The 12,034-nt window shown below is 43.5% G+C and carries 10 protein-coding genes; 7 read left to right on the forward strand and 3 right to left on the reverse strand.

The annotated features are described in order from the left end of the window. Positions 1 to 136: 136 nt before the first annotated feature. Positions 137 to 1,468 carry a DEAD/DEAH box helicase gene (locus ED652_RS22860; protein WP_004732064.1) on the reverse strand — a complete coding sequence of 444 codons (1,332 nt, stop codon included), beginning with the start codon at positions 1,466 to 1,468 and terminating at the stop codon, positions 137 to 139. Positions 1,469 to 1,828: 360 nt separating this feature from the next. Here ED652_RS22860 and ED652_RS22865 point away from each other — a divergent pair, with 360 nt between their 5' ends. Then, the gene (locus ED652_RS22865) at positions 1,829 to 2,095 is read left to right on the forward strand and encodes an Lpp/OprI family alanine-zipper lipoprotein (protein WP_029223276.1); all 267 of its coding nucleotides are present in this window, start codon (positions 1,829 to 1,831) and stop codon (positions 2,093 to 2,095) included. Positions 2,096 to 2,240: 145 nt separating this feature from the next. Here the strand turns inward: ED652_RS22865 and ED652_RS22870 are convergent, their stop codons facing one another. Beyond that, complete coding sequence (locus ED652_RS22870; RefSeq protein WP_122056273.1) at positions 2,241 to 3,236, reverse strand: L,D-transpeptidase family protein; 996 nt, start codon at positions 3,234 to 3,236, stop codon at positions 2,241 to 2,243. Positions 3,237 to 3,582: 346 nt separating this feature from the next. Here ED652_RS22870 and deoD point away from each other — a divergent pair, with 346 nt between their 5' ends. The 4 genes from deoD (at position 3,583) to ED652_RS22890 (ending at position 9,079) form a co-directional block, all read left to right on the forward strand. Further along, the gene (gene deoD / locus ED652_RS22875) at positions 3,583 to 4,293 is read left to right on the forward strand and encodes a purine-nucleoside phosphorylase (RefSeq protein WP_004732072.1); all 711 of its coding nucleotides are present in this window, start codon (positions 3,583 to 3,585) and stop codon (positions 4,291 to 4,293) included. Between the two features lie 81 nt (positions 4,294 to 4,374). After that, a complete protein-coding gene (locus ED652_RS22880; RefSeq protein WP_004732073.1) occupies positions 4,375 to 5,844 on the forward strand; it encodes a hypothetical protein in 1,470 nt (489 codons plus the stop codon). A gap of 185 nt (positions 5,845 to 6,029) precedes the next feature. After that, positions 6,030 to 7,499, forward strand: coding sequence for a hypothetical protein (locus tag ED652_RS22885; RefSeq protein WP_122056274.1), 1,470 nt, complete (start codon positions 6,030 to 6,032; stop codon positions 7,497 to 7,499). After that, positions 7,499 to 9,079 (forward strand): GGDEF domain-containing protein, encoded by a 1,581-nt coding sequence (locus tag ED652_RS22890; protein ID WP_017081835.1) that lies wholly within the window; start codon positions 7,499 to 7,501, stop codon positions 9,077 to 9,079. Before ED652_RS22885 ends, ED652_RS22890 begins: the two co-directional genes overlap by 1 nt. A 111-nt stretch (positions 9,080 to 9,190) precedes the next feature. On the opposite strand, the gene ED652_RS22895 is transcribed toward ED652_RS22890, so the two are convergent. Continuing rightward, the gene (locus tag ED652_RS22895; RefSeq protein WP_122056275.1) at positions 9,191 to 10,099 is read right to left on the reverse strand and encodes a DMT family transporter; all 909 of its coding nucleotides are present in this window, start codon (positions 10,097 to 10,099) and stop codon (positions 9,191 to 9,193) included. A gap of 249 nt (positions 10,100 to 10,348) precedes the next feature. On the opposite strand from ED652_RS22895, the gene ED652_RS22900 reads away from it, so the two are divergent. Together ED652_RS22900 and ED652_RS22905 are read left to right on the forward strand one after the other, a co-directional pair. Continuing rightward, on the forward strand, positions 10,349 to 10,744 hold the full coding sequence (locus ED652_RS22900; protein WP_076653453.1) for a DUF3302 domain-containing protein: 396 nt from the start codon (positions 10,349 to 10,351) through the stop codon (positions 10,742 to 10,744). Next, positions 10,744 to 11,874, forward strand: a complete 1,131-nt coding sequence (locus ED652_RS22905) for an HlyD family secretion protein (RefSeq protein ID WP_076677400.1) — start codon at positions 10,744 to 10,746, stop codon at positions 11,872 to 11,874. The genes ED652_RS22900 and ED652_RS22905 overlap by 1 nt, the downstream gene beginning before the upstream one ends. The last annotated feature ends 160 nt before the right edge of the window (positions 11,875 to 12,034 follow it).

The following is a 12,034-nucleotide window of genomic DNA, read 5'->3' on the forward strand; positions in this document are numbered from 1 at the left end:
GACAGCTCTGAAGGATCGTTCAACCGATCACTTTAGTTCTAACTGATCGGCATTACCATCACCGGCGGTTTTTATTTACGTCAACTTTTATAAAGATCTGTTTTTATAAACATCGACTTTAGGTCACGCGAGATGATTACTCGTCATCCACTTTTGGTGCGACTTTCTTCTTAGGGATAAACACGGTATCACCCACCGCCACATTTTGGTGGAAGCTCTTATCGCGCTTAACTGGTTTCTTCGGTGTTTTCTTAACTTGAGTGCTGGTCTTCTTCTTCGCAGGTCCGCCTTTAGCAAAAGCAGGTTTACGAGGCTTAATACCTTTGAATTTACCTTTCAAGCCTTCAAGCACAGAGAAAGTAAGATCTTGTTGAAGGTAAAGCTCAACACGCTTAAAGCTGTCCCAGTCTTTTGGACCAACCAAAGAGATTGCATCACCTTTGTTACCCGCACGACCAGTACGGCCAACACGGTGCACGTACTCTTCTGTATGCTTAGGCATATCAAAGTTAATAACGTGGCTTACGTTTGGAATATCGATACCACGCGAAGCAACATCGGTTGTTACCAAGATTTTGTAAACCGCACGCTCGAACTGGCTCATGATGGCATTACGTTGCGTTTGGTTTAGGTTGCCGCTCAATGCAACTGCTTTAAGCTTCTTCTCGTTTAACTTATCCGTTAAACGATCAGTATCGGCACGAGTTGCAGTGAAGATCATCACCTGACGGTATTCGGCTTCTTCAATCACACGATCTAAAATCGCTTCTTTGTGATCTAGATGGTCACACAGGTAGAACTTCTGAGTGATATCAAGGTGCTGTTCGTTAGAAACACCAACAGAAATACGCTTAGGTGCGTCTAGCATTTCATTTGCAATGCCATTCACTTCCGCGTGATCAAGCGTCGCAGAGAACATCAACGTTTGACGACGACGGTGTTTAGCTGCATTCGCAATGCGACGTAATTCAGGTGCAAAACCTAAATCCAGCATACGGTCAGCTTCATCAAGGATTAGCGTTTCAACACCATCTAAAAACAATGAGCGGTGCTCAAGGTGATCCGCAAGACGGCCTGGAGTCGCAACAATAAAGCGAGGGTACTTACGCAGAGCTTTAACTTGGTCGTTAAAGTTTTCACCACCTAAGATAAGTGTGGCTTCGTAAGACAGACCACCAAGCATGCTTCGCAGTTCGCCGTAAACTTGCTTTGCTAGCTCACGAGTAGGAGCCAAAATTACACCACGAGGATCTTTAGCAGAAAACGCTTTGGTTTTTAATGCTTTGTGTATCATTGGCAACACAAACGCCAACGTTTTTCCTGATCCCGTTTTTGATGAAGCCAATAGATCCTTACCGGCAATAGCAACAGGGATCGCTTTTGATTGGATCTCTGTCGCTTTCTTGAAGTCGTAATGTTTTAAGTTCTTCAGTAAGCGGTTATCTAAGCCTAAATCTTTAAAGTGCAAAGGACTCTCCAGTCATGATGGTATTGAATAAAATTAATTTAACGTGACATGATACCGCGAAAGTACTTTATAAGGATAGAGATCACAGTAAATTTATCCTTATATCTCAAGTTGCCTAGGATATTGTATGCACTGGCACTAAAGGGATAGGTCTTCCAAATAAGGCAAAAATTGATTCTAATCCCGCTATCTCACAAATGAGACAGAACGTGATGCTTAGCTAATTACCTCAAAAATTTAGCAATTTCTTTAGTTATTGTTTTTGCAGTTAAAAAATTAGTCGCTACAATCATTAATGAAGCGACTATATGATAAAGAATGTATAGCGCATCTTTTGATGATAAATAGCAAGGAGTTCTTATGAATAAGACGTTAATCGCAGCTGCAGCCTCAGTTTTCATTTTAGCTGGTTGTTCTTCTGAGCCTGAAGAAGCAGCAGTATCAGAAATGGACCAACTAACTAACCAAGTTGCTGAGCTAACCAGCGAAGTAGAAGCACTTAAGAGTGACAAAGCTGCTGCTGAAATGAAAGCTCAAGAAGCATCTGCTGCGGCTATGGCAGCAAAAGAAGAAGCGGATCGTGCTAACGACCGTATCGATAACATTGCTGAGTCTTACACTAAGTAATTGAGATATAAGCTCAATTAAGCTGTAGATTTCAAAAGACGTATATACATGCATTAAATTGACAACACCACCTCTTTCGAGGTGGTGTTTTTTATTTAGGGAGAAGAGAAAGAAAGCTTTAAGGCTTTATTCACAACCTATCAAATTAGAACTCAATCACAGGCGGTGCTATTTCAACAGGCACACCATTTTGAGCAAAGATAACTGCTTTCGCCTTTGAGTTAGGAAGGTCTGCATCTTCAAGCCACCATTTCAATTCAACAGGGATTTGCAGTAGTTTCTTAGAGCCGTCACTTCGCGTCAATGGTTCGTGAGCTTCAACAAACACGCTTCTATCAGGCTCTAAAGACACTTTAATCGGCTCATCGATTATCGTGACTTGTTCACCACGACTGACCTGTTCAAAAAGCCACTCAATATCTTTAGGTTCCATACGAATACACCCAGAACTGACTCGTAAGCCAATCCCAAAGTCTTTATTGGTGCCGTGTATCAGGTAATCACCTGCACCGTAAGCAAGTCGCAATGCATACTCACCCAAAGGGTTTTCAGGCCCAGCAGGAACCACTCTTGGCAACTCAACCCCTTTTTCTAAGTACTCTTTACGGATTGAATTTGGAGGAGTCCAAGTCGGGTTTGGACGTTTTTGGCTTATCTTAGTGATCATCTCGGGAGTATCACGCCCTACTCGACCAATACCGACAGGGAAGACATGCACCTGATTTTTCTCAGGCTCAAAGTAGTACAACCTCAACTCAGCAAGGTTAATCACAATGCCTCTTCTCGGGGTATCCGGCAGAATCAAACGGCTTGGAATGCTTAACACATAACCTTCAGCAGGAAGAAAAGGATCGACCCCTTTGTTTGCCGCCATCAAAGAGAGAAAGCCAATATCGTATTGCTTTGCAATAATAGCCAACGTTTCACCCGCTGCAACTTCATGTTGCTGTATTCTGCCCACGATTCGACTTTCTTTTGGTGGCAACTCAAAAGTTGCAGCAGACACCCACGACGGAGTCATCGCACCTGCAAGTAGAGTTGTTACCAGAGGGAACAAAGTCGTTCCCACAGTAAGCAAGGCGATCTTGCGCAGTTTTGTTTTCATAGCGAGCAAAGGCATCAAGTTAGCGCAATACGACATACAATTCCTTGGTTTGTCTTTTATCAAAGTTTAGATTATCGCTGATCAAACGCCTCTACAATGTATTGTTGTCTCTAAACTAATATGCAATAGGTTTATATCTAGAGATTTATCTGTAGTTAGCTTGCAATTTACCCATACAAAATCGATTGCCTTTACGCTTTCAACATATTTGGTTATCAATATTAATAAAACTATAATGGCAAAGCGGTTTTGTGACTAAAGTCTCATGGAGCCTCGTTTTAACTCGCTAATATTGCCTCAACAAAACGAATTCAATTCAACAGAATCGGTAATTGATTAAATCCTGTTCCTATCATTACCGTTTAAACTTTGGAGAACGACCATGGCTACACCTCATATTAATGCTCAAGCTGGTGATTTCGCAGAAACAGTACTTATGCCGGGCGACCCGCTTCGCGCAAAATACATTGCAGAAACATTCCTTGATGACGTGAAGCAAGTTTGTGACGTTCGCAACATGTTTGGTTACACAGGCACTTACAAAGGTAAGAAAGTTTCTGTAATGGGCCACGGTATGGGTATCCCATCATGCTGCATCTACGTACACGAGCTTATCGCTGAATACGGCGTGAAAAACGTTATTCGCGTAGGTAGCTGTGGTGCGGTACGTGACGACGTTAAACTAATGGACGTTGTTATCGGTATGGGTGCTTCTACAGACTCAAAAGTAAACCGTATTCGTTTCAACAACCACGACTTCGCTGCTATCGCTGATTTCGGTCTTCTAGAAGAAGCTGTAAACCAAGCACGTGCACAAGAAGTTCCAGTTAAAGTTGGTAACGTATTCTCTGCAGACCTTTTCTACACTCCAGAAGCTGACCTTTTCGAGAAAATGGAAAAGCTAGGCATCCTTGGTGTTGATATGGAAGCGGCTGGTATCTACGGTGTTGCTGCGGATCTTGGTGCTAAAGCACTAACCATCCTAACAGTGTCTGACCACATCATCCGTGGTGAGAAATTAAGCTCTGAAGATCGTCAAAAATCTTTCAACGACATGATGAAAGTTGCTCTAGAGACTGCAATCAACATCTAACGACTTGAATAAGATACATTGAAAAGCGTTACCCCGCAGCCAAGCTTACTTGGCTGCTCAAATAATCCCGAGGGGGAGATCGTGTCTAACGACAAGCTGCCAAAAGATGCGGATGGTTTGCAACTCAACTTTTGTAAAACATTGGCGTGTGACAACTTTGGCTTGAGCGATGCAAAACGGTATGTTTTGCAACACGCAAACCCTAAGCGTCCGGCGATGGTTTGTCGTGAATGTGGAGCTTTCCCCCCCTTACTTAACAATCGTGAAGTGTTAAGCGAACTTCATCGCCTAAGACAACTTCACAGCGATGGGCTCCCTGCTTGTCGTAATGATGATTGCGATAACTTCGGCTTATCGGTTCATACCCACAAACATCTTTACCATGCCTTCGGCTACAGTGGTGACAGGCAGCGTTATCGATGTAAAGACTGCCAGTCAACCTTCGTTGACAAGTGGTCTGGATCCAATAAAAAACTTCAGTTTCAAGAAAACCTCATGGGCTTATTGTTCATGGGTTATTCCGTACGTGAAATCTGTAGAAAATTAGAGATCAATCCAAAGACTTTCTATGATCATGTTGACCATATCGCGAGCCGTTGTCGTCGTAAATTAGCGATGATCGATGCACGATGGGTTAACCATGCGAAAGATTACGAGTTCGCATCTCACTACCAGCGTCTACAGCCACAAAGTAACAACGGTGTGGTTTGGATAGCGACTGGCGAAGCGCATTCTGGCTACATCCTTTGCCAACACGTTAACTACTCTCAAAATGAAGAGCCTTCAGGGAATGTTGATCACAATCCTTACGATGACGTTGCGCGTTTTGTATCCAAAGATCACTCATCAGAAGCGAACCTCGAACAACCTCAGCCATCTGACAAGTTGAAAGAGCGTATTGAACAGCAGTACCAAGTGATTCTAGCGAGAGGTAACGTTGAGGATCCTATGGGTAACCTCACAACATTTAGCTACCCTTCAAAAGGCGCGCTGATTCGACCGCCTTATACCTCTTATGCTCACTTCTTACATGTGCTTGATATGTGTAATGAAGACAAGCATGTCGCTATCTATATGCCACAAGATCCATTACTAAGATCTGCCGCTTTAAGTGTATGTTTGCCGCGCATTCAGAGTCAAAATATTGACCTTATGTATGTAGAGGAAGATCCCGGCTGGCAAGACGATCAAAGTTTCGAAAAGATCGACATCGTTCACATGAGTTGGTGGCGCGATCGTTGGGCTATCGCAAATCAAGGTGATAACCAGAAAGGTATTTGCTACCTAACGGGTAACAATCCAGAACCAAAACAGTGGTTTAACACTGCCTCAATTCAGCAAACCAAGTTCTATCAACAACGCTTCCAGCTGTTATTTGATAGCTTCATCAATGAGCCCAGACGTAAGCTTCGTCCTGGGGGCATTCTTCCATTGCTCGACATCTTTAGAGCTTGGCACAATCTGTGCTACCAAGATAAGCAAGGGCTCACGGCAGCGCAGCGCTTAGGTGTAGCAGAGCAGCCATTGACCCTAAAGCAACTACTTTCATAGAAACAGACCTCTAGATAATTATTCGGGAACTCATTGATTTTAAAGCAACAACATGAGGTAACACCCATAATTGGAAAAGATACATGTTCCTTTAAGGCCCTAAGAAAGATAATTGGTGCTTATCTCAAATCACACTCTTATAATGATTGTGTTATCAATATGTTCGATAATTATGGATCTAACTCTTGGACAAAAATCAGTACCTTCTTGAAACAGAACTAGAACAACTCAAAACTCGTGTCGACTCTGAGCCATCGGTGATCCTAGAGATTGCTCAACAGTGCCTAGTCAGATCGGAGCAAGTTCTGTTTGAAGAGGGTGCTATCCAGTCGTTAATGTTAATGGCAAGGTGTAGCTGGAACCTGATGGATTACCAAAAAGGTTTGAAGTACATCAAGGAAGCCTACAAGCGCCAAAACCGATTAGATACCGACCTTTTCCTCCCTGAAATCCTCCATTTACACGCGCTCCAGTACTGGGGACAAGCCAAGTACTATTCCGCCCAACAGTTCTGGATCAATGCCTTAGAGCAATCTGCACTGGTTGATGAAGTCGAGATTCAAATTGAATGTCTCATTGGACTTGGCAACATCTGGCGAATGACTCATGAATATAAGCTGGCACGTTCTACCCACCAGCTTGCCGTTAAAGTGGCTAACAACAGCCGCATTGGTTGGCTAGAGGGCAAAGCAAGAATACTGCTCGCTTGGGATTACTATCTGCTTAACAACTATGTTGAAATGCTATCAGTACTCGACGGTGCAGAAGAAGCGTTAAAAGAACATAAAGATAACACTTGGCATGCAGAAGTATGGGACTTTCGAGGCCTTGCCCTGCTTGGCCTTGAACGTTTAGATGATGCAGAGCGCGCTACAGCCAAAGCGCATAAACTAGCTGTAGAACATAACCTCGTCTGGATGAAAGCGCATTCTTACATCAGCCGAGCTCGATTGGAGCTCCTGAGAAAAAGACCAGAACATGCGGCAGAATTGCTGAAACTCGCTGAACACTCTGCAAATGAATTCGATAATGGTGAGTTGCTTAGCCAAATTTGTTACCAACAATCCTTGGTTGCAGAAGAAAACCAAGATTTCAAAGCTGCGTTGGTCGCCTTTAAAAAGTACCGTCAATATTCCATCGGCATGCTTAAAGAGCAAACGAATCGTGTCGGTTTAGACAAAGCGCGCAGTTCAAAACGCCAGCTTGAACAGAGAGCACGAAAGCTGATTAATCGTATTCGTGGCCAGCATGAGTACGATCCTGAAAAGCATCTCTCTTATGTCGTATCTGAAACCTTTTGGTGGGAGAAGCTGGTCCTATTTAAGACAGAACTTAAGCGTTCGAACCACAGCATCATTATGTTCCATCATGTCGATACCGATTACTTAGATGTCTGTACCGAGATTGCTCATACCTTGTGTAATCAAAACGACTTCATCGCTAGGCTGAGTTCAGAGCGTGTTGCTATGATGCTTTCAGAGAAAGGCGAAGCCGCAGAACAAACCTTCCAAACTCTCAGCACCATGCTAGAAATATATCCATGGCATAGAAAAGGATTAAAAGGTTCGAGACCTACCGTCAGCCTCAATGATATTTTGACGTTCCCGTTCACTCTTGAACAATTAGAAGAAGACGATGCTGAGGTAATAGAATAATGGAAACCCTATTACGCAAAATCACAGATGCTGGTTTAGACCCTTCATCGGTATCGGGTGAAGAAGCGATCATATTCTGGAACCACATTCGCCAGCACGTTTCGACCACGCAAACTGAGCAAGCGCACTGCTATATCATCAGCTCTGAGTACCGTGCCGAGTTACAACAAAATCAAACAAGTATCGAAGAACTCAGGCTGGCACTCGACCTACTCCACCTTCCTGTAGATATCGAAGACATTCTCACAGTAAAGACCAGCCTAAGCGACCGCTTAGTTGAAATTGGTGATTACACATCGGCACTGAATGAATTCGTCAGCTCATCGACAATCGCGGTTGAACATGGCCATATCGATGAATATGTATTAGCAATTTTAGGTATGGGGAACCTGTGTGATGCCTATGGTGATCACAACAGAGCTCTTCGCTATTACCAAAAAATCAGCAGTATAGACCACGCGATAAGCAGTCGCTCACTTCGCCTCAAATTCAAGCTGCATATGGTAGCAAGCCTACTTCTGCTCAACCGCATTACCGCGGCCAGCGATTTACTGAATGAGTGCGAAGAATTAAGTATTCTAGTGAGTGACAAGTTGCTCACAGCTCAAATATTGCTCTACCAAGCGAAAGTGCTTCGTGCTAAGAAAAAATACCATGAAGCCTTACGTTGCCTATCAAAAGTTCAATACCCAGCCAACAGCACTCAAGCAAGCTGGCTCGCAACCATGACTCGTCTCGAGTTAGCTCATTGCCTAAGTGCAACCGGAAAGCAAGACTATGCGAGCATGATTTTGTCGAGCACAGACAAACGTGTAAAAGCCTACTCATCGCCAGTGCTTGCGAAGCGTTTCTATGACTCTTTGAGTGACGTATGTATGAATCAGGGCCGTTTTCAAGAAGCTCTAAGCTATGAGAAAAAAGGTTACCGAATTGAAACGGATCTGATGAAGCAGATCCCGATCAGCGAACTTGGTGCAAGCCAACTACGCCGCCTATCGCGTTTTGAGTTACAACTCAAACTCATTCTCTCTGAACAAGAAAATAGAGAACTCAAAGAGACGACTGAACAACACAAGAATACAGTTGCTCAACTACAACAAGATGTTTTCACCGACCCACTGACCGGGTTACACAACCGTCGATGGTTAGATGTGAAACTAAAAGACCTGCTGCTTCACGAAGCACCTTTCGCATTAATGGTTGTTGATATCGACCACTTTAAGTCTATCAATGATGAATTAAGCCACTTAGTGGGTGATAAAGCGATTGTCAGCGTTTCTCAAGAGTTACGTTCATACTTTAAGTTTAGAGGCGCGTCATGTGTCAGGTTTGGCGGGGAAGAGTTCCTAGTCATCCTTGAAAACACTGACCTTGCGAAAGCAGAAATGCACTCTGAAAATTATCGAGAGCGCATCTTCCAATTCGGATGGCATGAAATACTCGGAGAACGCGGTTTAACCGTGAGTATCGGTATCACTTTACATCGCGACGGAGAAAATACTCAGCGTACCTTCTACCGTGCCGATAAAGCGCTATACCGAGCTAAAGCCAATGGCCGTAATCAAGTGTGTACAGAGTAGTGGCATGTAACTCTGCGACCCTATAGATCTGTAGGTCTGTAGGTCTGTAGGTCTGTAGTTCTGTAGTTCTGTAGTTCTGTAGTTCTGTAGTTCTGTAGTTAAGCCTGCATCTTATTGATAAAAGAACAGAGATATTCCAGCAAGGGCAGCAAGCGTCCCTATGACGCTTTGCTTTGACACCTTCTCCCCTTTAATCGCATAAATCACCAAAATAAAGACCGGACTGGTCGCTATCAATGTTTGTGCAATCGCAGGGTTCGCATTCTTCAATGCCACTTGCTGAAGCCACAATGCCAAAAAGGTTCCGACAAAGATTGCCCCTAATAACCAAAGTTTATCGAGCTTGGTCATTTCCCATAAATCTCTTTTTATCGATGAATACGGCTTCTTTTCAACAAAAGGGATAATCAGCATTACGGCAAACACACCAATCGTCAGGCGAATCAGTGCACCTAATAATGGTGGGGTATCACCCGCCACTAATGCGTAGTGAGAAATAACCACACCAGATGCCTGACAAACACTCGCCAAAAGCCCATAACCAATCCCCCCCCATTGTGCGTTGTCATTGGAGAGGTTATTACCGTTCGCAGATTTCGACGGCTGAAAAACCACAAAGGTCACCGCTAATGTCGTTATCACGACCCCGAGCCAACTTTGCAATGTTAATGCAGCACCTAGAAACATTATTGCCAGCACACCTGAAAGCGGTGGTGCTAATGATTCCAGCAGCAAAGTCTTATTCGCTCCGATTCTTTTTAATGCCGCAAAATAGGCGCTATCTCCAATCGCAATTCCAATAACACCTGAAATCGCCAATATCAGAAAATGGTTGGTACTCAATTCAAATTCGGGCATTGGGATTAAAGGCATCACGAATAACATCATTCCAGACGCCACGACACCTTTAACAATGTTCAATTGCATCGCAGAGAAGCGGTGTCCAAACTGCCCATAAATCCATGTCGCACACGCCCACACAATCGCAGCACCAATAGCCGCCAATTCACCTATATACATCTGTGTTTATCCTTTGTGGTTGTGTTCGTCATATAGAATCGAGTCCTAGATCGCATCAACTAAGTTTCCTATGTAAATCCCTAAAACCTCTTCAAATATGGTTAGGATTTTATAAGATACAACAGTGGTTTTGTTCGCATTAGAAGCGAAAACACATTATTTATAACTGGGTAAATCATTTTTATAACAATTACTTGGATGATAGCGTAGTATATTTATAACTAATATCTAACATTACAAGGAACTGTTATGTTTTTAGACTATTTTGCACTCGGTCTACTTATTTTCGTAGCATTGGTTATCTTTTACGGCATCATCGTTATTCACGATATTCCTTACGAAATAGCGAAAGAACGCAATCACCCTCATCAAGATGCTATTCATGTTTCAGGCTGGGTTAGCCTATTCACCTTACATACTATTTGGCCATTTCTTTGGATTTGGGCCACGCTCTGGCGTAAAGATCGCGGTTGGGGTTTTGCCAAGCTTGAGGAAGAGCAACACGACATTCATCATCGCGTCGATATTTTAATTGATCAAGTTAGCACTCTTCAGGAAGAAATCGCTCAGCTCAAACAAGCGGGTACTACGCAAAAAAGCCCAGAGAAAAAAGCAAACAACGCTCAAGATCAGGAGGTTAAGTAATGGATTTACTGCTGATAATGACCTATGCGGCGCTTTGTATCACCATTTTCAAGGTGTTCAATATCCCGCTAAATAAATGGACAGTGCCTACTGCCGTACTTGGAGGTGTGATCATAGTAGGTACCCTAATCCTACTAATGAACTACAACCATCCATTTACGCAAATCGGTAACCAAGTTTACTCAACAACGCCAGTCGTTTCAGGCGTTAGAGGTAAAGTTATTGAAGTGCCTGTAGAAGCAAACAAACCTCTGAAGCAAGGGGATATTCTTTTCAAAATCGACCCTGTTCCGTTCGAAGCTGAGGTTGCAAGGTTAGAAGCCAAGGTAAAAGAAGCAAGCCAAGGTGCTCTTGGAATGGAATCTGAAGTGGCTGAAGCTGAAGCTGCAAAAATCAAAGCCATCGCAGAAAGAGATAAAGCCCAACGTGAGTTTTCTCGTTACAAGCGCGGTTATGACAGCGGAGCTTTTACCGAGCAACAATTAGACACTCGCAGACAAGCTTACAAAGCATCGGAAGCGGCCGTGAAAGTTGCAGATGCAAATCTAGAACAAACAAAGATTGCCTTGAACTCTGAAATAGGTGGCGAGAATACAGCGGTTTTAAGTTTATTAGCTGAATTACGTAAAGCTCAGTTCGATTTAGAACAAACCGTGGTTCGAGCACCCACTGACGGATACGTTACACAACTAGCATTACGCCCAGGTGTAATGGCAGTACCACTTCCTTTAGCTCCTGTGATGACGTTTGTTCACACAGAGGAACAGTTCTATACCGCCGCGTTTAGACAGAACTCCTTACAACGCCTACAACCGGGTTACGAAGCTGAGTTTTTGTTCAGAGCTTTACCAGGAAAGGTGTTTAAGGGACGTATTAATGAAGTGATTCCAGCTATCGGTGAGAGTCAATTCCAAGCTCGAGGTGCGCTACTTGGTACTGATGCCCTGCGTACTAGCGGTCGTGTATTTGTTACACTAAGTATCACTGATGATCTGTCTGACTACCATTTACCTATGGGTACCGCAGTTGAAGTTGCCGTTTATTCTGACAGCTTCACTCACGTGTCTATCATGCGTAAGGTCCTTATTCGCATGAAGAGCTGGCAAAACTATCTATACCTAGACCATTAACTGTGCCTAGACCACTAATTATATCTGAGCCACTAAATGGTCGTAGATATACGACGAACCCGCTTAACACATTGTTAAGATGAATCAAAAGCCAGACCCGTTCTGTAATGCCGATCAGTTAGAACTAAAGTGATCGGTTGAACGATCCTTCAGAGCTGTC

Origin of the sequence: Vibrio sp. Evd11, from assembly GCF_900382755.1 — a bacterium.
Taxonomy (GTDB): domain Bacteria; phylum Pseudomonadota; class Gammaproteobacteria; order Enterobacterales; family Vibrionaceae; genus Vibrio; species Vibrio lentus.